We start from the raw sequence: 22,261 nt of genomic DNA on the forward strand, positions 1-22,261 counted from the left end.
ATGATCCCTGAGATAGGTTATTTTTCATTGGTTCTGGCCATGGGCCTGAGCCTGCTGTTGTGTATTTTTCCTCTCTGGGGCGCTTATACCGGCAACTTACGCCTGATGCGTACAGCGCCTTCACTGGCCGTGGGTCAGTGTCTGCTGGTTTTGTTTTCTTTTGGTGTATTGATTTATATCACACTCACCGATGACTTTACTGTGGCTTATGTTGCGCATCATTCTTCCAGCACGCTGCCCTGGTATTACAAGGTCACGTCGACCTGGGGTGGCCATGAAGGTGCTATCCTGTTGTGGCTGGTGATGCAGGCAAGCTGGACGGCTTTGGTCGCCATGATGTCTAAATCTCTGCCCTGGGTACTGCGCGCGCGCGTACTCGGGGTGCTGGGCTTCCTGGGCGTAGGCTTTATGCTATACACCCTATGGATGTCGAGCCCGTTTGAGCGTTTACTGCCGTACTACCCGGTAGAAGGCCGCGATTTGAACCCGCTGCTGCAAGACCCTGGGATGATCATTCACCCGCCTTTGCTCTATATGGGCTATGTGGGATTATCTGTGTCTTTCTCTTTTGCAATTGCCGCTCTGTTAACTGGCAAGCTGGATAACACCTGGGCTAAATGGTCGCGTCCCTGGACTATGGCCGCATGGGGCTTTTTAACTTTAGGTATTACCATTGGTAGCTGGTGGGCTTATGCAGAACTAGGCTGGGGCGGCTGGTGGTTCTGGGATCCGGTTGAAAATGCCTCTTTAATGCCCTGGCTGGTGGCAACTGCACTCCTGCACTCGCTGGCTATTACAGAGAAACGCGGCGTGTTCAAATCCTGGACTGTTTTATTAGCTATCGCCGCATTTAGCTTGTGCTTGTTAGGCACCTTTATCGTTCGTTCCGGTATCATTGTATCGGTACACGCGTTTGCCACTGACCCCGATCGTGGTTTGTTTATTCTCTCTTTCCTCGCCTTAGTGGTGGGTGGAAGTCTCGCACTCTACGGGCTGCGCGTAAGCCAGGTGTACAGCGAAGGTCGCTATAAGCTTGTGTCACGCGAAGTCGGTTTGTGGGTGAATAACATCTTCCTGGTTGTGGCAACCCTGATTGTATTGCTGGGCACGCTCTTGCCAATGATCCATAAAGAGCTGGGGCTGGGTTCTATCTCGATTGGTGTACCTTTCTTTAACCAGATGTTTGCCATCCTGATTGTGCCGTTTGCCATCTTGATGGGTATTGCGCCTATGTTGCGCTGGAAGCAAAACAAGTTGCCACCACTGGCTAAAAAGTGGGCCGCTATTTTTGTTGCCACTATTGTGATCACCAGCGCCTGGCTGTTCTCCAGCTTTGATGACATCAGCACGCTGACTTATCTGGCGACTGCACTGGCAGTGTGGATCTGTATCGCCACTGCGGTTGACCTGGTTGAAAAAGTCAGTGTGCACCCAAGCACGGCTCAGGGTCTGAAACGTCTGGGCATGAGCTATTGGGCCATGGTGCTGGGCCATGTAGGTATTGCATTTGTGATTGCAAGTGTAACCCTGACGTCAGCGTATTCTGTTGAACGCTCAGTGGTGATGACAAAAGGTGAAACCGCAACGTTGAATGAATATGAGTATCGCTTTGAAGGCGTAAACGAGATCCGTGGCCCTAACTATGGCGGCCATGCCGGTGAAGTAACCGTATTTAAGGACGGCGAGTATGTCACCTTGTTGCATGCAGAAAAACGTTTGTACGATGTGGGTATGCAGTTTATGACCGAAGCGGCAATTGACGATGGCTTCTTCCGTGATTTGTATCTGGCGCTGGGCGAGTCCATGGGTAATGGTGCCTGGTCACTGCGTATTTATCATAAACCTTACGTTCGCTGGATGTGGCTGGGCGGTATTCTGATCTCCCTGGCGGGCTTTATTGTCCTGGCCGATAAGCGTTATCGTCGCCGTAAGCAACCCTCTGTGGAGCACGCATAATGAATAAGAAGTTTTTAGGCCTGGTGCCACTGCTGATCTTTGTATTGTTGTGTGTGTTCTTGTATCAAGGCTTGTTTGGTAACCCCAGAGAGCTGCAAACCGGCCGCCTGGGTCACACCATGCCGGCGTTTGAGTTGCCTGATCTGATGGATGAGCAAAAGCGCTGGACCGATCAGGACTTGCTGGGAGAGGTGTACCTGTTGAACGTGTGGGGCACCTGGTGCCCGACCTGTATTGCGGAGCTGGGTTATCTGACCGAGCTGCGTGAGCAGGGCGTGCGGATCATCGGTTTGTACTACGAGCAAGCCTATGATCCCGACTTTGGCGATCAATTCGACATAGACTACCTGCGTGCCGACGTACAGCAAATGCTGTCTCGCGCAGGTGACCCTTACCAGTTTAATATCCTCGACCTGGAGCGCACATTGGCGCTGGATCTGGGGGTTTCGGGCGCGCCGGAAACTTTCCTGGTAGATAAAAACGGTAAGATCATTTTGCACCACACCGGCGACATTAATCCGCGCGTATGGCGCAGCAAATTTGCTCCGGCAATTCAGGAGTTGCAACCATGAAAAAACTAATGCTGGCATTGGTATTACTGGCAGGCCTGTGGTCGCTCAGTGCCCATGCTGTTGAAGACAAATACCAGTTCAAGAGCGCCGAACGAGAGCAGACCTTTAAAGAGCTGGTGCAGGAACTAAGGTGTCCTAAGTGTCAGAACCAAAACATTGCGGACTCTGATGCGGTAGTCGCCAAAGACTTACGCGACCGCGTGCTGGACATGGTTCAGGAAGGTAAATCTAAGCAAGAAGTCATCGACTTTATGATTGACCGCTACGGTTACTTTGTTCATTACCAGCCGCCCGTTACCCCGGCCACCATTGTATTGTGGGTAATGCCTGTGGTGATCCTGGTGCTGGGCTTTGGCTTTATTGTATTCAGACAGAAAAAAGCTGCACGTAAACAAAGCTGGAGTCCGGAAGATGAACAAAAACTGGCTGAGCTAATTAAACAAAGCCAGCGTAAGGAGCGTACTTCATGAATGACATGATGCAAATGTGGGGCATGTTTGCGCTTCTGACTGTGCTGGCAGGCTTGTTTGTGGTGATGCCGTTTTTCCGTCGTGACAAGCTGGTGGCTGTGGACCATGATGCCAATGCCGAGCGCATAGACATTTATCAGCAGCGTTTACAGGAGCTGGCAGAAGAGCTGGCCAATCAGCGTATTGACCAAAGCAGCCACGATGAATCTGTGCTGGAGCTCAAGCGTCGACTGCTGAACGAGTTGTCACCGGAGCGCACGCTGGATACACGTGGTAATAACCTGGTGCTTGCCGCCACAGGTGTGGCATTCCTGCTGGTCGTCAGTGCGGTATTCTACTCTTTTACCGGCAGCCAAAAACAAATTGCCGACTGGTATAAAGCCGTTGATATGCTGCCCGAGTATGGCCAGCGTGCGGTGATGCAAACGGGTGAGCCACTGAGCCCAAATGAGCTTCAGGCGTTTGCGCTTGGCTTGCGTACTAAACTGGCAAACAGTGGTGATGACGCGGTTGCCTGGATGCTGTTAGGCCGTGTTGCAATGTCGCTGAATGACTTTGAAATGGCCATGCAGGCGTTTGATAAAGCGCTGGCAATGCAACCCAATAACAGCAATGTCAAGGTCAGCTATGCCCAGGCGCTGCTGGTTGAGGGCTCTGAAAACGCGATGAACCGCGCTGCCCGCATGTTGTCTCAGGTGCTACAAAGTGAGCCTCGTAATATCGATGCGATTTCTCTGCTGGCGTTGATTGCCTATGAGCGTCAGGACTGGAAAGAGTCTAAAGCGGCCTTCGAAGTCTTGCTTGCGAGCATGACGCAGGACGACCCGCGTTATGCAATGATCAAGCAGCGTATCGCCGATCTGGACGACAAGCTGAGCACAGTACAAGCGACACAACCTGCGATGCCGGCGGATGGTTTGCAGGTGTCGGTGACGCTTGCTGATGAGCTGAAGGATAAAATCCCTGAAAATGCGACGCTATTTGTCTTTGCTAAAGCCGCAGAGGGCCCGCCTATGCCACTGGCGGTGGCCAAACTTACAGATTTTAACTTGCCATTAAGTGTCAACTTGGACGATAGTATGGCGATGATGCCTAACCTGAAAATGTCTGGGTTTAAAGAAGTGGTTGTTACAGCGCGTATTTCAGCAGACGGCAATGTGGGATTGCAAAGCGGTGAGCTAGAAGGCGTGACCCAGACCATTACGATGACCCCGGAAGCACAGCAGGTTTCGGTCACTATCAGTCGTGTTATAACCAGCACAGGAAGCTAAATGTATAAAAAACTCGTTGGCGCCGCTTTGGCGCTAATTTTATCCGGGTGTGCGCAAGTCCCCGAAGAAAAACAAGATCCGCGGGATCCACTACAGTCGCTCAACCGACCGTTGTATGACTTTAATATGGATGTACTGGATGCCTATATCCTGCGCCCGGCTGCGAAAGGCTATATTGCCATCACACCGGCACCGGTCCGCAGCAGCCTGGTAAACTTTACCACTAACCTGGCAGCGCCTACGGACGCGGTTAACGCGGCCCTGCAGGCAAAACCTGGTGATGCGGGTGTTAATGTTGCACGTTTTTTGGTGAATACAACGGTGGGGATTTTTGGCCTGTTTGATGTCGCTAAATCGTTGGGCCTGGAACACAAAGACGAAGACTTTGGTCAGACGCTCGGTGTTTGGGGGGTCGGTGACGGCGCTTATCTGATGATCCCAGGTTATGGGCCTTCAACAGCGCGTAATCTCACCGGTGACATTGTCGATAATGTTGTGCTGCCAGAGATTGCACTGTCTACGCCTCAGACCATTTTGGTATTTGCCCTGCGTGCCGTTGAGGCAAGGGCCAGCCTGATGTCACAGGAAAAGCTCCTTAACGAGTCGCTCGACCCGTATATTTTCCTCAAAGACGTGTATTTTCAGCGCCAGCTGTATGAACTCCATGATGGCAATCCGCCCGTCGAGGAGGAGCCAGAGGAATTCGATGAGGATTTCCTCGAGAATCTGTAACCTCATAGTAAACCGGTCAGCATTCACTGACCGGTTTTTTTATCTTTGCTTGCATAGCATCAGCACTCTTTTGGCGGGAGCGAGCTACTTCGGTGGTAGAAGGAGCCTGATAGAGTCAGGCTCCAGACAATATGAGATTAGAAACGCCAGTTCACATTGGCCCACAGGGTGCGGCCTGCTTCGTTGACTTTGTCTATTTGCGCATAGCCGCTGACCATAGCGCCGGCGCGGCTTAGGTGTTCTGCGTAAGCCTTATCCAGCACGTTATCGACGCCGAAACTCACTAGCAGTTCATCAGAGTAGCTATAAGACGCATTCAGCGCCAGTGTGCCAAAGCCATGGCTGGGCCCAACGTCCTGACCTGCAATGTTGCCCTGACCGATGGCAACGCGGTTCTGGCTTTTAACAAGACGCCATAAACCACCCACTTGCCACTTATCCAGTGTGTAATCCATGGCAAAGCGAGCCTGCAGGGGAGGCTGCTGTGCAAGGGCCGTATGATCCGTTTTATTGCTGCCGCGCACATAATTGATACTGGTGGTGAAATTCAGGCGTTTACTGAGCTCAACCCGGGTTTCCATTTCCAAACCCATGGTCTGGGCGTCAATGTTGCGGGTCACAGCCAGTGTTTTATCCATCACCTCATAGCGATTGTCGGTTAGCAGATAATCATCGATACGGTTGTAAAACAGCGAGACGGAGGTGGTCATCGTAGATTTTTGCAGCATCCAGCCGATATCCAGCTGATTGGTTTTCTCCGGCTCTAATAAGAAAGCACTCAGGCTATCCACGCCACGACGTCCGCCACCCATTAGCTCCCAGTAATCTGGGAAGCGTTCGCTGTGACCTGCGCCAATATAGTAGCTCATGTCTTCATGCTGGACCTGATAGCGCGTAAATCCGCTCCACAGGGTGTCATCACGTGTTTCGTTCGCCGTTGGGTTGGTCATTGGCATCATCATGGAGCCAAGTTGTTGGCGCTTATCGGTCGCAGACCAGTCATCAAGTCGCAACCCGCTCACCCACTGGCTGCGTGTTGGGCCTTGTGTGCTCAGTGCGTACTCCAGCTCACCGAATAATCCTGTTTGTTTAAACTCGGCGTTGTCGCGGCGCGGCATAGATTCTACTGGCATCTCAGGCTGGTTCATACTGACACGAGTACGGTGACGGTTTTGCTGATGATCCAATCCATAGCTCAGGGTGTGTTGTGTATTGATGGTAGAGGTTAGCATCAGCTTGGCACCCCAGGTACGACGATCTGGGTTGGATGAAGTGGGGTTCTTCATCATCATGTTGGGCGTGAAGGGGCGCAGGCTATGATTGTCCATAATATGGTCAATGTGGTTGTAATAGACGTTGGCCTCTAATGCCTGAGCAAACGCGGAGAGTTCATCCAGCTCAACATTGAGCGCGACGTGATTACGGTCGAATTTGCTGCCATCCATCATGCGGTCGGCATAGGCGACCTCACCGTCGCTGCGCCCAAGGCTCAGGCTGTAGAGGCTGTCATCATCCGGGGTGTAGGCAAATTCTGAGTCCAGGTTCCACTTATCATACGCGGAGTGAATGGACTGGCCTTCGCCGTCTTCATAATCGTCGGCGTCGCTCTTGCTGGCGGCAACTCGTGCGTAATAGTCTTGTGTGCCGCCTTTTACATCAGCATTCACCATACGCTTGCCAAAACTGCCCAGGGTTGCATTGGCAAAGCCTTGCCAGCCTGTCTCACTAAGGCGTTCCGATTCACGCTCAAAAATCACCGTGGCGGCGCTATTGCCCGGACCGTACAATACGGTTTGCGGGCCCTTGATAACGGTCAGGGTATCGTAGGTTTGCGGTGTGATGTAGGCGGTGGGCGGGTCCATGCGGCCGCCGCAGCCACCGAGGGTCAGGCCACCATCGGTAATAATATTGAGGCGCGACCCGGCCATCCCACGAAACACAGGATCGCTGCTGGCACCGCCTTTTTTAACCAAAGAGAAACCGGCAATACTGGATAACAAGTCGGCACCATCCTGTGCGGGTAAAGGTTGTCTGGGTGCCTTTGGGTCGGTTTTAATGTCTAAAGGACTATGCATAGGCGCGATAACAACGATGCGCTCCAGGTTGTCTGTGTGCATATCCTGGCTGTGTGCAGAAAAAGCGGCGGTTATTGCAAGCCAAATAAGGTTTCTGGTCATGATCCATCCCAAAGTGTTTTCACGTTTTTATTGAGAGGAATTTTACTTGTCAGACAAGCGCCTGGGATGTGACAAATTGTCGCACTTCAGCGGATTTAGCAAGGGATGACACAAAACATTGACCTAAAACAAATACAGCCACCGAGTGGTGGCTGTATTTAAAGGGTTTAATCCGCCAAAGGGCTAGATTGCCATGACTTCCATTTGCTGGTCGCACCATTGCAGCGCTTCATGGTAATAATCGGGCAGCAGGTCCGGGTCCAGGCTCAGTTGCTTTGCCGCTTCATTGGCGCCTTGCCAGTCGGCCTGCTCGTACAGTTTGATCAGCGTTAGATAGCTTGCAAGTAGGCCTTCTTGTTTCAGTAACGCGTCTTTGATCTCAATGGCCAGCGGTAGTTTGCTCATTACGCTTTCCATGCTTTCATCCAAAATGGCATCCATCAGCGACATCATACCTGCCAAAAAGGCCATGCCGGTGTCCTTTAGCTTATGGTGTTTAATGGCCAGCAGCTCGGCAAAGCGTGCGCGGGTGAGTGACAGGCGTACCAGCTCCAGCGGCTTTTCTGAAGACACTTGCGAGGCAAACAGCAACGACAGAAACTTTTTAAGCTCCTGATTTCCCAACACGACCAACGCTTGCTTGATGGTGGAGATTTCGGCGCGGCGCTTAAATGCGGCGGAATTGGAGTAACGCAGCAGTTTATAGCTAAGGTTAACATCGCGCTCGAATACCTGAGTAATGCGTTTTAAATCAACATCGACACTGGAGGTTTCGTACAGCAGCTCCGCCAGCGCCATCTCAGAAGGGGGCAGGGTTTTGCTTTGTACCACCTCGGGTTTAGCGAAAAAGAAGCCCTGAAAATAGCTAAACCCAAGCTCCAGTGCCTGTTGGTACTGCTCATGGGTTTCGACTTTCTCGGCAACCAGCTCAATATTCTTGAACGGCGCGATGGCTTCTTTGATCTCTTCAATGGTGGCCACATCTGTGGTCAGCATGTCTATCTTGATCTGATCGATGAACGGGTAAAAGTGTCGCCAAACCTTCTGGTGCTGATAATCGTCCAGAACTATGGTGTAGCCCTTTGCTTTGAGATCTTGCACTGCACCAAGCAGGCGCTTACCCGGCTGCACCGTTTCAAGAATCTCTACCACCAGTTGCTCACGCCCCATCATGGTTGGATAGCCTTTCAGCAGGGTTTCCAGCGTGAAGTTAATATAGGCGGGTTTGTTATCGGTTAAATCTTCCAGGCCAAAGTTAAACTGGCTGCCTTCAATCAACCTGGAGGTTGCCTCTGAGCCATCAATTTCCGGGAAGACATTGTCCAAACCGTCACGAAATAACAGCTCATAGCCCACGAGTTCTTTGTTTTTGTTTAGGATTGGCTGCCTGGCGGCATAAAAATACATGAAAGATACACCTGACTGAATACTTCTACTGCACAACAATATAAGTCAATCTCAGGCATATTTCATTAACTAATTCAGCTTGTTTCAGCTTTTGGTATTAAGGTATGAGTGGGACTGCGCTCAATTCATGCTCACTTCATCTTGTGTAACTTGGGTGGTGATCTTTGCCATGTTATAGTGGACCTTTCGCAATGGCTTTTGTCCCAATCTCAGCTAACAACATAACAGTATCTGATATTGTGGAGAGGAGCCCGAACTAAAGGAGGTAATTTTGGAAACTGGCACTATGATCTCTCTTGCCATGTATTTCATCGCCATGCTGGGTATCGGACTGTATGCGTATCGTAAGTCAACCAGCGACGTGTCGGGTTATATGTTAGGTGGCCGCAGCTTGCCACCCAGTGTCGCGGCCCTGTCTGCGGGTGCCTCAGATATGAGTGGCTGGATCCTGATGGGTCTGCCCGGCGCTATGTTTGTGAGTGGCTTCAGCAGTACCTGGATAGCCATAGGCTTGGTCATTGGCGCATTTTTAAACTATTTGCTAGTGGCACCGCGCCTGCGCGTGTACACCGAGCTGGCAAACGATGCGATCACCATTCCTGACTACTTTGCTAATCGCTTTGAAGACAAAGGCAATGCGCTGCGTATTGTATCCGCGCTGGTGATCATTATTTTCTTCACTCTGTATACATCTGCTGGGGTGGTGTCCGGCGGCAAGCTGTTCGAAAACTCGTTTGGCATGAGCTACGAATCCGGCCTGTATATCACAACTGGTGTGGTGGTCTTGTATACGCTGTTTGGTGGCTTTTTGGCAGTGAGTCTGACCGACTTTGTGCAGGGCTGTATTATGTTCCTGGCGTTAATTTTAGTGCCAGCCGTGACTTATTCACTGCTGGATAACCCGCTCAGTGTAACGCTCAATGATATTAACCCGCAGATGCTTACCTGGATTGGGGCAGGCGGTGCAATCGGTATCATTTCTGCCATGTCCTGGGGCTTGGGGTATTTTGGTCAGCCACATATTATTGTGCGCTTTATGTCGGTGCGCAGCGTGAAAGACATGCCAACCGCACGCCGCATTGGTATGAGCTGGATGCTGGTAGCGACGATTGGTGCCATTACAACAGGTTTGTTCGGTGCGGCCTATGCCCATGAAAATGGTATTGTGGTTGAAGACCCTGAAACCATCTTCCTGATCTTATCTGAGTTGTTGTTCCACCCGCTGATCGCCGGTTTCTTACTGGCTGCGATTCTGGCAGCCATTATGAGTACCATTTCATCGCAGCTACTAGTGAGCTCCAGCTCATTAACCGAAGATTTTTATAAAATCTTCCTGCGTAAAGACGCCTCAGACAAAGAGCTTGTGCTGGTTGGCCGTATCAGCGTTGCACTGGTATCACTGTGTGCCATTTATTTGGCTTATGATCGCGATAGCACCATTCTGAGCCTGGTCAGTAATGCCTGGGCCGGGTTTGGCGCCGCATTTGGCCCACTGGTACTGCTCAGCCTGTTCTGGAAGCGCATGAACTTTGCGGGTGCGCTGTCTGGTATGGTTGTAGGGGCTGCCACGGTATTATTCTGGATCTATGGACCTGTGACCATTGATGGTCAGCCACTGAGTGCCCTTATCTATGAGATTGTGCCGGGCTTTATCGCTGCGACCATTGCAATTGTTGCAGTGAGTTTAGCCACAGCGCAGCCCAGTACTGAGATCACAGATAAGTTCGAGGAAATGCAAACGGCGCTGTAGGTGTGGTCTGCTTTGTTAATTGTAAAAGCCGCAGCTATACAGGCTGCGGCTTTTTTGTGTGTTATTTAAAGGTTGTTTCCAGCTTGATACAGATATGCTTGCCAGGCTTAAACAAAGGCATATTTCCGCGTTTCGCAGCCTGATTTACAACCAGAACGCAGCACAACCCGCCGTTTTGTTGTTCCAATTTTTCTAATTTTCCTTATCATGGGCAATACCATGATTAGGTCAGTAGTGAGCTTTTGGCATGCTCATGGCGTACGAGATCATCCGCAATCAAGTGAATTTATGACAATTAATGCTTGTTACTATATGGCAATAAGGTTAACATGTGTGCAACCTTGTGTGGGTGGTCCTTTTAAAAAATTACAGAAGGACGGAAAAAATGAAGTTTTTTACTAAACGCTTGAAGAAAAAGTCAAACACAATCCAACCAGACAGAGCCTTGAGCCTGATTGATACAAATGCCCAGTTAGTGTCTGGTGGAAATAGCGGAGGAAGCGGTGCGCAGCCTCGCGTTCAACGTTTTTCTCCTGAAGCTGCGAAATTAGTTAGTGGGTAAATAGTAGGGTTTTGGCCGAGCATGAATGAGTTTTACTTAGTCACTTCGTGGATCATAGTAGCATTGGAATTGTTTATTGTTTTTTTCCTGCTGTATAGTTTCAAGAAGCATCGCTTTGGATTGTTTTTCGGTGGCAAAAGCACTCTGAAAAAGCAAGAAGACCATGAGCTGCATTCATGCTTTCTTTCCGCTCTAGCCGTTCTGGTGTTTTACCCAGTGAGTGCGAACCTGGGCGCATACATTCTCAACCTTCCTCTTGAGCTGGTACAAATGCGCCAGGTGTATTATTTTGCGCTGGTATGTACTGGTGTGTCTTTCATTACAGTTTTATATTTGCTGCATGTCATCCGCGGTTGTAGTTTCTCTGCCACATCACGCCTCGTGGCTTACATATCATTTATGTTGATGTGCCTAAACTTTTCGCAGCTAGTTTTACGTGGTTATTTGGATATTCATATATTGTATGAAGTGTATGGACCATTCGTAGTGAGTTTCAACATCTGCACGTTTATTGCGCTATCTAAGTATCCGTTTTATAAGTTAATGGAATCAAGACTTACCAAAGGAGCGATCTGATTATGCAACTAATCTTTATCGGTGGTACGTTTATAGTAATGGCCCTTATTTTTGTCCTGGCCATGCTGGTAAAAGGGACTAAGCTCACGTATTTCGAAAAACGTCTTAAGGCGCTTATCATAGCGACCAAAGACGAAGAAGAAGTCGAAGACAAGTACACTGAAGCCTATGAAATTGTGATGGAGTTTGGGGATTTACTGGCGGCTGAGAAAAATCTCGAGCAGTATTACGGCGTGAAAGACATTTATGACCGCGTTGAAGAGTTCAGAGCCGAGAATAATCAATCAGTGGAACAAAACCCTGTAAACCTGAAGGTGGTTAAGTAGCGTCTATTACTTGCAGGCCCTCAGGCAAGGCCTGTTTGCACACCGTTTAGTAAAGCTTGTATCAATACAGGTATTCGTATTCGTCGTTATCCTCAGCAGGTGCTTTATGCGTTATACCAACTTGCTCCTTCAAATTAACGGGTATTAAGTAAAACTGGCATTACATGAGCCCTTCTAGCCAGGCAATAAATTTCATCGCATTGGGCGTCCTGAAGCCCGCTTTATTGGGAATGTAATAACAAAGCTCAGAGGTAACACTATTGCCCCTTACAGGCTGAAGCAGGCCACTTGAGCACATACCCCGCACCAGTAGTTCTGAACAAAACACCAACGCGTTTTGTGCCACTGCTTGCTGGATCCCAAATAATTCCTGATCAAACTCTCTGATCACAAAGTTGTCTCTGTTTAGCGCGTTACTGGCCAACCAGGTCTCTAGTGGTGGTTTACACAGCGCAGGGTTTTTCCAGCGTGTTGTGTAAAGCACAGGGCGAGTTGACGGGGTTTGTAAAGCCGTCATGTCCGCGCCTGTAAATACATTGTATTGTTCCACGTTGAGCCTGTCCTCAATAGCCACATCCTGGATATTGCCCAGACGTACAGGAATAGAGTAGGGATGGCTGTTTGCCTGCTCACCACTCAAAATCTGAATTGAAACATCCGGGTAAGTGGCCGAAAAGGTGTGCTGTGCGGGTAGCAAAACCTGAGCGGCAAATGAGGAGGTGGTACTTATCTGCACTACTTCATTTAATTGTTGAATATCAGCCAGCGCGCGCTCAATTTTGGCAAATCCTTCAGTCGTTGCCTTGGCCAATTGTTGCCCTGTATCTGTGAGCCGTACTTGCCTGGGTCGACGTTCAAACAGGCAAACATTAAGACGGTCTTCAAGTTTGCTGATATGGTGAGAAATAGCCGTTGGTGTTAAGGCTAGCTCCTCTGCTGCGCGTTTAAAGCTGCTATGACGTGCCGCCGCTTCGAACGCTCTGAGTGCCTGTAATGAAACAGATAAGGGCATAGTAAAGACTCAGTCAATAGTGAGATAGATGATTTTAACTCATCTATAGGTGTAAAAGTATCGTTTGTTTAACAGAGTCCTGAAACGCACACTAGTGTGGTTCATTAATCAATAAGGTAATCAGCATGAGTACAATATTACATATAGATTCTAGTGTCAGGGCGATTAGTAACAGCAATCCGTCGCATAATTCAATTTCTAAAAACATTGCGCATACGTTCATAGAAAGCTGGCGACAAACAGGCGTTATAGATGAGTACATTTATCGTGATGTTGGCATAAATCCGCCCTCATTTATCACTCAGGACTGGATTGGGGCGGTGTTCACTGCCGAACACAAGCGCACTGAGGCGCAAAAGCAGCTGCTGGCCTTATCCGATACTTTGATCAATGAACTGGTCGTTGCCGATATTATTGTGATTTCAACACCTATGTATAACTATGGTATGCCGGCGCAGCTTAAAGCCTGGTTTGATCAGGTGATCCGGGTTAATAAAACCTTCGACTTTGATCTCGCTCGCGGAGATTTCCCTTTGCAGCCCTTGTTGTCGGGAAAGACGCTGATTGCAATAGCCTCATGCGGTGAGTTTGGTTTTGATGCGTCTCAGGTCAGGGCTAAGAGTAATCACCTCATGCCACATTTGCGCACACTGAGCCGTTATCTGGGCGTGGAAGCCATGTATGAGATAGTGAGTGAATATCAGGAGTTTGCCGACAGCAGACATCAGGCATCGCTTAAACAGGCGTATCAGCGCGCACAAATATTGGCTCAGGAACTGGCGGGCGACAAGAAAGAGGAAAAGGGAAATAGTCTAACCGTTTAGGACACGGTGACCAATCTGTAGAGACAAAATAATCAAAAGTGGTCGCTTTGGGTTACTTTTGATTTTGCAATAATCCATTAAGTTAAGCGCGTTTTTTGCCTTCATACACGCTAGCATCTGAGCCTCGCTGCAGAAGCGGTTTCAGGTCGCGCAGGATGATATGTCCATAATCCTGATAACCTGCCTGTGAGCCCGGTGTGAACCATTTCATATGCGCAATAAACTCAAGAGAGCTGGCAATACTGCCTATCAGGCTTTGTTCCATGTCAGAGTGGTAAGCCATAGGTGGCTCAGTCGTGGCTTGGGGTGTAGCGCTTTGCTGTGGATGCTCTCCGGTGAGTAGCCACAGCGCATTATCTTTGGTTGCCGGATGCAAAAAGAATTTACTGATCACAGACAAGGTGGGTTCTCTTACATCTTTTTCATACTTTCGGTAAGACGCAGTGGGAATATCCAGTATTTCTGAAAAGCCAACCTGAGAATACCCCAAGTTGATACGTAACTGTTTTAATCTTGTAGCAAAAGTATTTGACATATGACCCAATCCGGTTAATTATTTATCCACCTGACCCGTTCAGACTACATGACTCTAAGTCAAATGTCTAACCGGGTCGAAAAATTAAGCACTTTTTTGGCATAGATGCCAGCTAAGTACAAATTCAGACCTGTGTTTAGGGGCTTATAGATCGATTAGCTTTAGACACAAGGCTGTAGGTTTGTAAGACACTGTGATTTGATAATAAGCGGATATGTTATGACTACTGTTAAAAGAAATGAATCTGTGCGTAAAGCACACACCATAGCAGCCAGGAAGCAAATTCAAACTGCGATCCGTCGCCTGCGCAGAGAAATGAACTTAACTCAGGCTGAGTTAGGCAAAAAGCTTGTTACACCCGTTGATCAAGCAACTATCTCGAACTGGGAATGCGGTAAGTCTGACTTATCGGCTTGTCAATTGCTGGATATTATGATGATTTTTGGCCAGCCAAACTTTTTGAGTTTGCTGGAGCAAGGGGCCCAAAGCGATTTAATCGACGAACCTCAGTCTGCCTGAAGCGCTTAACTCAATCACTGGCAGGGCATACTGCCGGGTGATCCCCTAAGCTAACATATCGTGTTGTCTGGGCACGCTCGTGCCCGCTTTTCCTTTTTTGTTCGTCTAATTTCACTGACTGAGCGCCTCTACAAGTGCAGGCACCTCCATTTCTTTTCTCATCAGTTATCAAAGTATGATGTTTCAAAAGTGAGGCTCTGTTATTGGTAACCCCGCGTTGTTGTATTCAATGCTTGCGGATAAACAAGCCATAGCTTAGCAAGATACGTTTAAACTTTTTGAAATTGAGGGCTTGTGATGACCATTCCAATACTTTTTCTTCTTCTAATACCAATTTGCTTAATTAAGTGTTCTATTTTGAGGCGAGAAAATATGTTCGATAACAAGGCAAAAATTTTGCTATTTAGTTGTTCTAAATGAGAAATTTTTAACACAGTTAACGTCATATTTGCTCCATCAAATTGAACAGGTATTAAGTGAAATTGGTATAAAATATTGATGCTCAGTATTTTAGAATTTAGCTTCATTGTGGTTCAAAATATGCCCAGTGTAAGTGTGTTTAACAAAAGTACAAAGGTGTACTATGAATATTCAAGGAATGGGGCAAAACTTTGCCGTCACAAACACAAATAAATACAACACGGCCGGCAAATCTCAGGTGTCGGCTTATCAGCAAACTGACGCTGTCAAAACCTCGTCGGGCGGTCAGGCAGAGCAGACGATTGATATGAACAGTATTTCTCCTAATCAATACAATGCGCTGGTACGTTCGGGTGTTGCCGACTTGGCTGTTCCTATGGTTTTACCCGGTGGCCGGGTGCATCTGGATGGTCAGCAGGCCCAAATGGGCGATGTAAAAACAGACTATATTGGGCAGATTAAGCAGTCCATCGAGTTTAGCGAGAGCATTGGGGATGTGGGTCAGGTGGATTTTTTGAAGGAAAGGCTGGCGGTTGTTAGGGCACTACATGGGCAAAGCTATATGCCGTCAGAGGCCAGCGAGGGGCTGAATATCACAGCATAGTTGATCCCCGGGCTTGTAACAAAGCCCGGGATGCGTATTAATCCTGCACTGAGCGAAGCAGGGCGTTAATACCGACTTTTTCGCGTGTCTGCTGATCCACTTTTTTCACGATAATGGCCGCATACAGGCTGTGTGTACCATCTTTGCTTGGTAAAGAGCCCGGGACGACCACAGCGCCAGCCGGTACTCGACCGTAGTGGATCTCGCCGGTTTCACGGTCATAAATACGGGTACTTTGTGAAATATAGACGCCCATAGAAATGACAGCGCCTTCTTCGACAATCACGCCCTCAACAATCTCGGAGCGGGCGCCGATGAAGCAGTTGTCTTCAATGATGGTAGGATTGGCCTGCAGTGGCTCCAGCACACCGCCAATGCCCACACCGCCTGACAGGTGCACATTTTTGCCGATCTGCGCACAAGAGCCAACGGTGGCCCAGGTATCAACCATAGTGCCTTCGTCAACATAGGCGCCAATATTCACATAAGAGGGCATCAGGACCACGTTTTTGCCAACAAAGCTGCCCTGACGCGCCACGGCATTAGGCACTACACGCATGCCGCCTTGCTGAAACTGCTCAGGCGTATAGTCGCTGAACTTAAGCGGCACTTTATCGTAAAACTGGTTAACGCCATCATGTAGCGGTTGATTATCGCGAATACGAAACGACAGCAGAACCGCCTTTTTCAGCCACTGGTGTACAACCCACTCGCCGCTGATTTTTTCAGCAACACGGGCAGCACCCGAATCCAGCATAGCCAGCGCATCAATGATGGCATTTTTAACCTGAGGTGACACATCACTTGGTGTGATAGTGTCGCGTTGCTCCCAGGCCTGTTCAATTATGGTTTTTAAATCCGACATAGTGTCCTCATTTATTCAGATTCTGCATTGAGTTTTTTCATCAGTGAACGGTGTAACGATGCTTTAGCATCTTCACTGAGACGTTGATAATCTTTGTCCGAAACCACAAAGAAATCCTCCGCACGTTCGCCCACTGTGGTAATACGTGCGGCGTGAATATGCAGTGAATGCAATTGAAATACCTCGGCTATTTTAGTCAACAAACCGGGAATATCCACTGCCTGGATCTCTATCAGGTTGCGGTCATTACGGGCGTGGGGGCGGACCACGACCTTAGGTTTAATATTAAAGTCTTTAAAGCGCTGCGAGCGGTTCTTTTTAAGCCGAATTTTCTTTTTCGGATCGGTCAGGATCACTTCCAGGCTGCGGCGCAGGGCTTTGGCCCGGCTGCCACTGATAGGGCGGCCATCGACTTCCAAAATGACAAAGCTAAAGACCACATAGCCATCTTTGGTGGTCAGCACCTGAGCATGCTGGATCTGGGCTTTTTTAGAGCCTATCACCGCCACCAGTTTGGCAAACAGAGTGGACTCGTATGGCGCATAGACAAATACCTGAGTGCCGCCGTGCATCGGTTGTTCAGAAACCACCACACAAGGCTGACTCAAATCATCACGACCAAGCAGGTATTCGGTATGCCAGGAAATTTGCTGCTCGCTAAAGGCAGTAAAATAGTTGGCCTTAAAGCGCGCCCAGATCATATCAATCAGATCTTCGCGGTAGTCTTTGTTTATCAGCCGCTGCTTGGCCTGTTGCTTTTTATCGCGAATTTGGTCTCGCATGTCCATGGGGTTTTCAAGCCCCAGCCGCAGTGCGCGCTGCGTATGTAAATACAGCTCCCGCAGCAGGGTGTTTTTCCAGTCATTCCAGAGATTGTCATTGGTGGCACGAATATCCGCCACTGTCAGACAATATAGGTAATCAAGCTGGCGTTCGTTTTTGATGCGAGAAGCAAATTCGTTGATCACATCCGGATCATTGATGTCCTTACGCTGCGCTGTGACCGACATTAGCAGGTGGTTTTCAACCAGCCACGCGACCAGTTTGCTATCGGACGAGGAAAAACCATGCATACGTGCAAACGCCGCTGCATCCACCGCTCCCAGCTCTGAATGGTCGCCACCACGGCCTTTGGCAATATCATGGAAAATCCCAGCCAAATAGAGTAACTCGGGCTTATCCATGCGGGTGACAATTTCAGAACACAGCGGAAACTCACTCTGATGATCGTGGCTGAAGTAGCGATAAATGTTGTTGATCAGCTTATGGGTGTGCTCGTCCACGGTATAGGCGTGGAACAAGTCGAACTGCATCTGGCCAAAGATGTTACGCCACTGTGGCAGATAGGCGGCAATGATCCCGTGCTTGTGCATAAGAGTAAATGCGCGGCCCATACCGTTAGGGTGTTTGAGCAGACGCATCAGTGCGTCACGACAGGCAGCATAATCCTGCAAGTCGCCAAGCAAACGGCGTCTTACCTGGCGTACGGTACGTATGGTGCTGGGATCGATATCGGTGATCTCAGGGTTGTCGGCAATATGCTCGAACAATAAGATCAGGTTTTCCCGACGAAAAAATACAGAAGGGTTTTTGACCCGAATTCTTTTGCCAACGCGCTCAAAGTGGTTATCGAGTGGCACTACGGTCTGTTCGCTTTGATCTGGTAAAATGCTCTGCTCAAAATAGGACAGCAGCATTTGATTCATTTCCCGTACCCGGCTCATGATCCGGAACAGGCGTTTCATCATACGCTCAACTGAGGCTTTACCTTCGGAGCCAAACCCTAATAATTCCGCTGCATGAGGCTGGTAGTCAAACAACAAGCGGTTTTCGCTGCGTCCGGCGGCCAGATGCAGTGCAAAGCGGATGTTCCAGAGGTTTTCCAGGCACTCCAGCAGTTCCTGATATTCTTCATGAGTCAGATAACCGTGGCTGATAAGCTCTTCCAGCGTTTCGGCGTGAAAGTGTTTTTTTGCCACCCAGAAGATGGTCTGAAGGTCGCGCAGGCCTCCGGGGTTCTCTTTGATATTTGGCTCAAGATTATAAGCGGTACCGTGGCACTTTTTGCGTCGCAGACGCTGCTCTTTAACCTTGGCGATAAAGAACTCATCGGATTGCCAGATAGGAGTTTCGACAATATGGCTTTTCAGTCGTTCGAACTCTACGTGATTACCGCAGATTAAGCGGCTTTCCAGCAGGCTGGTGGTAAAGTGTACGTCTTCACGTTTTTGTTCCAGCACCTGCTCATGGGTTCTCACACTGTGGCCAATATCCAGGTTCAGATCCCACAGCAAAGTCATAAATGACTCCAGCGAGCCGGTTAGTTCTGCGCCGGGCTCTTGCTTACACAGCAGCAGGAAGTCGATGTCTGAATACGGGTGCAACTCGCCACGGCCATAGCCTCCCACACCAATCAGCGCCAGATCCGGGAACTGCGCCAGTCCGGTTTCGTTATAGAGCTTGATCAGCAGCCTATCAATAAACTCGGCTCGGGCGTTGATCAATTGTCTGACGGGTTGTTTGGAAAACTGATTATTCAACCATTTATAAAAATACGCCTGGCAGTCTTTATAGTCATTCAAGGTTTGCGCTTCGTCGAGAAGCGTTTTTACTTTGTTTGGTAATGCCACCTGGGCTCCCTATATTGCGCGCAAAACTCACAGCTCAGTTTTACACTAAGTGGCAAAAAAATGCGAGAAAGTGATAGAGGGAGAGGGGTTAACTGGATGAAAAGCCAGCATACAAGTCGGTAAAGCAAAACGCCACCGGCTGGTGGCGTCACAGAGTGCGGGTTAAGCTGTGTGCTCAATCACTCGTTCAATGGTATCGTCGCTGCGCAGCGTCAGCACTTCTACGCCGTTTTCAGTCACCAGCAGAGTGTGTTCCCACTGGGCTGAAAGGCTGCGATCTTTTGTTACTACAGTCCAGTCGTCTTTGAGCAGCTTACAATGACGTTTACCGGCATTGACCATAGGTTCAATGGTCAGACACATGCCCGCTTGCAGGGCCTCACCTGTACCCGGCTTGCCATAATGGACAATTTGCGGCTCTTCGTGGAATTCGGCGCCAATGCCGTGGCCGCAATATTCGCGCACGATAGAGTAGTTAAAGCCCTCGGCATATTTTTGAATCGCAGCGCCAATGTCGCCAATGCGTACGCCCGGTTTCACCATGCGGATACCGATATACAGGGCTTCCTGCGTCACTTCACTCAGACGCTTACCCTGAATACTGGGCGTACCTACAAAGAACATTTTAGAAGTATCGCCATGGTAACCGTCTTTGATCACTGTCACGTCAATGTTGACGATGTCACCTTCTTTAAGCGGTTTGTCGTTAGGAATACCGTGGCAAATTACGTGGTTCACTGAGGTACAAATAGACTTAGGGAAACCATGATAGTTAAGTGGTGCCGGCACAGCTTGCTGCACATCCACAATATAATTATGACAAATGGTATTCAGCTCATCAGTTGTCACCCCTGGTTTGACATAAGGTTCAATCATTTCTAATACTTCAGCGGCTAACTTACCGGCAACACGCATTTTTTCGATTTCTTCAGGGGTTTTGATCACTGCACTCATTGAGACTCCAAGTCATAGTTTCGACGCAACAACGCCAGGCTAGTTTATGAACGATTTTTAGCCCAAACGTTGAGTTAATTTCTTTTATATGGTATAAAGCGCGCCGTCTTTTTACAAATAAATCTTTCAGGGCGATTTGGCTCTTAGGTTGTTTGTAACGAAGACAACACGAAATTTAATTTTAACACACACACATATCGACACATACACTTGGGTGCAAGCTCGGAACAAATTATCGGGTAACCGAATTTTCGAACTTGTTGGTGTTATGGGATATGTGGAGGCCTAACCCTAACTAAATTAGAGGAAAATACAAATGGCAAACGTTTCAATGCGCGATATGCTTCAAGCTGGTGTTCACTTCGGTCACCAGGCTCGTTACTGGAACCCTAAGATGAAGCCTTTCATCTTCGGCGCTCGTAACCGTGTACATATCATCAACCTGGAAAAGACTGTTCCTATGTTCAACGATGCACTTAAGTTCCTTTCGAACGTTGCATCTAACAAAGGTAAAATCCTTTTCGTAGGTACTAAGCGCGCTGCAAGCGAAGCAGTTAAAGAAGCAGCGATTCAAAGCGAGCAGTTCTACGTAAATCACCGTTGGTTAGGTGGTATGCTGACTAACTGGAAAACAGTTCGTCAGTCAATCAAGCGTCTTAAAGACCTTGAAGCTCAAAGCCAAGACGGTACTTTCGAGAAGCTGACTAAAAAAGAAGCTTTGATGAAAACTCGTGAAATGGAAAAGCTTGAGAAGAGCCTTGGTGGTATCAAAGATATGGGCGGTCTTCCAGACGCTATCTTCATCATCGATGCTGACCATGAGCACATCGCTATCCGTGAAGCAAACAACCTGGGCATTCCAGTAGTATCTGTTGTTGATACTAACTCTAACCCAGACGGCGTTGACTACATCATCCCAGGTAACGATGACGCGATCCGCGCTATCCAGCTTTACACTGGTGCTGTTGCAACAGCTATCACTGAAGGTCGTGAAAGCAACATCGTTGCTCAAGCTGAAAGCGACGACTTCGTAGAAGCTGAGTAATAGATTACAAACCGTGCCACTGGCAACACAGGTATGCGGGTGGCCGGTTGTAACGCACTAAGCTGTCATCAAGTCTTCATCTTATTTTTGTGAAGACTTGATATTCTTTACAAGCGGTAATTCGCTTATCAAAAAACCGAATTCAGAATTGAGGATATTCTAATGGCTGTAACTGCTGCCCTAGTTAAAGAACTTCGCGAGCGTACTGGCGCTGGCATGATGGATTGTAAAAAAGCACTGACTGAAACTAACGGTGACATCGATCTGGCGATCGAGAACATGCGTAAGAGCGGTGCTGCTAAAGCTGCTAAAAAAGCTGGTAACATTGCTGCTGAAGGTACAATCCTGATCAAGCAAGGTGAAGGTTTCGCTGCACTTCTTGAAGTTAACTGTCAAACTGACTTCGTTGCTAAAGACGAAAACTTCCTGGGTTTCGCTAACACTGTTCTTGACGCTGCTGCTGAAGCTAAGACAGACATCGAAACTTTGAAAGCTAAGTTCGAAGAAACGCGTGTTGCACTAGTTGCTAAAATCGGTGAAAACATCAACGTTCGTCGCGTTGAGTACATCGACGGCGCAAACATCTCTGCATACCGTCACGGCGACCGTATCGGTGTTGTTGTAACTGGTGATGCTGACGAAGAGACTCTGAAGCACGTTGCAATGCACGTTGCTGCTTCTAAGCCTGACTATCTAAACCCAGAAGACGTACCTGCTGAGGTTGTAGAGAAAGAAAAAGCGGTTCAGGTTGAAATCGCTATGAACGAAGGCAAGCCTGCTGAAATCGCTGAGAAAATGGTTGTTGGCCGCATGAAGAAGTTCACTGGTGAGATCTCTCTTACTGGTCAAGCTTTCATCATGGAGCCTAAGAAGTCTGTTGGCGAGTACCTGAAAGAGAAAGGTGCTTCTGTTTCTTCATTCATTCGCCTTGAAGTTGGTGAAGGTATCGAGAAGAAAGAAGAAGACTTCGCTGCTGAAGTTGCTGCTCAAATCGCAGCTGCGAAAGGCGAATAATCACGCTTAGGTGATTAAGTGATGCAAAAGCCCCCTCGAG

At 48.6% G+C, this 22,261-nt stretch carries 22 protein-coding genes; 14 read left to right on the forward strand and 8 right to left on the reverse strand.

What is annotated here, in order from left to right:
- From L1285_RS15770 to L1285_RS15790, 5 genes are read left to right on the forward strand one after another with little or no spacing between them, the layout of a single operon-like run.
- Positions 1 to 1,956: a heme lyase CcmF/NrfE family subunit gene (locus L1285_RS15770; protein ID WP_235413140.1), complete on the forward strand. Its 1,956-nt coding sequence runs from the start codon at positions 1 to 3 to the stop codon at positions 1,954 to 1,956.
- Positions 1,956 to 2,528 carry a redoxin family protein gene (locus L1285_RS15775; protein WP_130245198.1) on the forward strand — a complete coding sequence of 191 codons (573 nt, stop codon included), beginning with the start codon at positions 1,956 to 1,958 and terminating at the stop codon, positions 2,526 to 2,528. The genes L1285_RS15770 and L1285_RS15775 overlap by 1 nt, the downstream gene beginning before the upstream one ends.
- Entirely contained in the window at positions 2,525 to 2,998 is a 474-nt protein-coding gene (locus L1285_RS15780; RefSeq protein ID WP_235413141.1) for a cytochrome c-type biogenesis protein, read from the forward strand. Before L1285_RS15775 ends, L1285_RS15780 begins: the two co-directional genes overlap by 4 nt.
- Positions 2,995 to 4,269: a c-type cytochrome biogenesis protein CcmI gene (ccmI, locus tag L1285_RS15785; RefSeq protein ID WP_442960509.1), complete on the forward strand. Its 1,275-nt coding sequence runs from the start codon at positions 2,995 to 2,997 to the stop codon at positions 4,267 to 4,269. The genes L1285_RS15780 and ccmI overlap by 4 nt, the downstream gene beginning before the upstream one ends.
- Complete coding sequence (locus L1285_RS15790) at positions 4,270 to 5,001, forward strand: MlaA family lipoprotein (protein ID WP_235413142.1); 732 nt, start codon at positions 4,270 to 4,272, stop codon at positions 4,999 to 5,001.
- 137 nt (positions 5,002 to 5,138) lie between these two features.
- Here the strand turns inward: L1285_RS15790 and L1285_RS15795 are convergent, their stop codons facing one another.
- Both L1285_RS15795 and L1285_RS15800 read right to left on the reverse strand, forming a co-directional pair.
- The gene (locus L1285_RS15795; RefSeq protein WP_235413143.1) at positions 5,139 to 7,178 is read right to left on the reverse strand and encodes a TonB-dependent copper receptor; all 2,040 of its coding nucleotides are present in this window, start codon (positions 7,176 to 7,178) and stop codon (positions 5,139 to 5,141) included.
- A 183-nt stretch (positions 7,179 to 7,361) separates the two neighbouring features.
- The gene (locus L1285_RS15800; protein ID WP_235413144.1) at positions 7,362 to 8,585 is read right to left on the reverse strand and encodes an EAL and HDOD domain-containing protein; all 1,224 of its coding nucleotides are present in this window, start codon (positions 8,583 to 8,585) and stop codon (positions 7,362 to 7,364) included.
- A gap of 271 nt (positions 8,586 to 8,856) precedes the next feature.
- On the opposite strand from L1285_RS15800, the gene putP reads away from it, so the two are divergent.
- The 4 genes from putP to L1285_RS15820 all read left to right on the forward strand — a co-directional run bounded on the left by putP (position 8,857) and on the right by L1285_RS15820 (position 11,799).
- A complete protein-coding gene (putP, locus tag L1285_RS15805; RefSeq protein WP_328285048.1) occupies positions 8,857 to 10,335 on the forward strand; it encodes a sodium/proline symporter PutP in 1,479 nt (492 codons plus the stop codon).
- Positions 10,336 to 10,720: 385 nt separating this feature from the next.
- Entirely contained in the window at positions 10,721 to 10,897 is a 177-nt protein-coding gene (locus L1285_RS15810; protein ID WP_235413145.1) for a hypothetical protein, read from the forward strand.
- 21 nt (positions 10,898 to 10,918) lie between these two features.
- Positions 10,919 to 11,473, forward strand: a complete 555-nt coding sequence (locus L1285_RS15815; RefSeq protein ID WP_235413146.1) for a hypothetical protein — start codon at positions 10,919 to 10,921, stop codon at positions 11,471 to 11,473.
- Positions 11,474 to 11,475: 2 nt separating this feature from the next.
- Positions 11,476 to 11,799, forward strand: a complete 324-nt coding sequence (locus L1285_RS15820; RefSeq protein ID WP_235413147.1) for a hypothetical protein — start codon at positions 11,476 to 11,478, stop codon at positions 11,797 to 11,799.
- A 160-nt stretch (positions 11,800 to 11,959) separates the two neighbouring features.
- On the opposite strand, the gene L1285_RS15825 is transcribed toward L1285_RS15820, so the two are convergent.
- Positions 11,960 to 12,811 carry a LysR family transcriptional regulator gene (locus tag L1285_RS15825; RefSeq protein WP_235413148.1) on the reverse strand — a complete coding sequence of 284 codons (852 nt, stop codon included), beginning with the start codon at positions 12,809 to 12,811 and terminating at the stop codon, positions 11,960 to 11,962.
- 125 nt (positions 12,812 to 12,936) lie between these two features.
- Here L1285_RS15825 and L1285_RS15830 point away from each other — a divergent pair, with 125 nt between their 5' ends.
- The gene (locus tag L1285_RS15830; protein ID WP_235413149.1) at positions 12,937 to 13,635 is read left to right on the forward strand and encodes an FMN-dependent NADH-azoreductase; all 699 of its coding nucleotides are present in this window, start codon (positions 12,937 to 12,939) and stop codon (positions 13,633 to 13,635) included.
- Between the two features lie 82 nt (positions 13,636 to 13,717).
- On the opposite strand, the gene L1285_RS15835 is transcribed toward L1285_RS15830, so the two are convergent.
- Positions 13,718 to 14,170: a helix-turn-helix transcriptional regulator gene (locus L1285_RS15835; RefSeq protein WP_235413150.1), complete on the reverse strand. Its 453-nt coding sequence runs from the start codon at positions 14,168 to 14,170 to the stop codon at positions 13,718 to 13,720.
- Positions 14,171 to 14,389: 219 nt separating this feature from the next.
- Here L1285_RS15835 and L1285_RS15840 point away from each other — a divergent pair, with 219 nt between their 5' ends.
- Positions 14,390 to 14,689 (forward strand): helix-turn-helix domain-containing protein, encoded by a 300-nt coding sequence (locus L1285_RS15840; RefSeq protein ID WP_082078842.1) that lies wholly within the window; start codon positions 14,390 to 14,392, stop codon positions 14,687 to 14,689.
- A gap of 269 nt (positions 14,690 to 14,958) precedes the next feature.
- Here L1285_RS15840 and L1285_RS15845 read toward each other — a convergent pair whose 3' ends face one another.
- Positions 14,959 to 15,135 (reverse strand): hypothetical protein, encoded by a 177-nt coding sequence (locus tag L1285_RS15845; RefSeq protein ID WP_235413151.1) that lies wholly within the window; start codon positions 15,133 to 15,135, stop codon positions 14,959 to 14,961.
- A 137-nt stretch (positions 15,136 to 15,272) separates the two neighbouring features.
- Between L1285_RS15845 and L1285_RS15850 the strand changes: the two genes are divergently transcribed.
- A complete protein-coding gene (locus L1285_RS15850) occupies positions 15,273 to 15,713 on the forward strand; it encodes a hypothetical protein (RefSeq protein WP_235413152.1) in 441 nt (146 codons plus the stop codon).
- A gap of 37 nt (positions 15,714 to 15,750) precedes the next feature.
- Here the strand turns inward: L1285_RS15850 and dapD are convergent, their stop codons facing one another.
- The 3 genes from dapD to map form a co-directional block, all read right to left on the reverse strand.
- Positions 15,751 to 16,578 carry a 2,3,4,5-tetrahydropyridine-2,6-dicarboxylate N-succinyltransferase gene (dapD, locus tag L1285_RS15855; protein ID WP_046003875.1) on the reverse strand — a complete coding sequence of 276 codons (828 nt, stop codon included), beginning with the start codon at positions 16,576 to 16,578 and terminating at the stop codon, positions 15,751 to 15,753.
- A gap of 11 nt (positions 16,579 to 16,589) precedes the next feature.
- A complete protein-coding gene (glnD, locus tag L1285_RS15860) occupies positions 16,590 to 19,208 on the reverse strand; it encodes a [protein-PII] uridylyltransferase (RefSeq protein WP_235413153.1) in 2,619 nt (872 codons plus the stop codon).
- A 162-nt stretch (positions 19,209 to 19,370) separates the two neighbouring features.
- Entirely contained in the window at positions 19,371 to 20,162 is a 792-nt protein-coding gene (gene map, locus L1285_RS15865) for a type I methionyl aminopeptidase (RefSeq protein WP_046003873.1), read from the reverse strand.
- Positions 20,163 to 20,478: 316 nt separating this feature from the next.
- Between map and rpsB the strand changes: the two genes are divergently transcribed.
- Together rpsB and tsf are read left to right on the forward strand one after the other, a co-directional pair.
- Complete coding sequence (gene rpsB, locus L1285_RS15870; RefSeq protein WP_046003872.1) at positions 20,479 to 21,207, forward strand: 30S ribosomal protein S2; 729 nt, start codon at positions 20,479 to 20,481, stop codon at positions 21,205 to 21,207.
- Positions 21,208 to 21,369: 162 nt separating this feature from the next.
- Positions 21,370 to 22,221, forward strand: coding sequence for a translation elongation factor Ts (gene tsf / locus L1285_RS15875; protein WP_235413154.1), 852 nt, complete (start codon positions 21,370 to 21,372; stop codon positions 22,219 to 22,221).
- Positions 22,222 to 22,261 lie beyond the last annotated feature (40 nt).

It is taken from the genome of Pseudoalteromonas sp. DL2-H2.2, assembly GCF_021532535.1.
Classification (GTDB): Bacteria; Pseudomonadota; Gammaproteobacteria; order Enterobacterales; family Alteromonadaceae; genus Pseudoalteromonas; species Pseudoalteromonas rubra_A.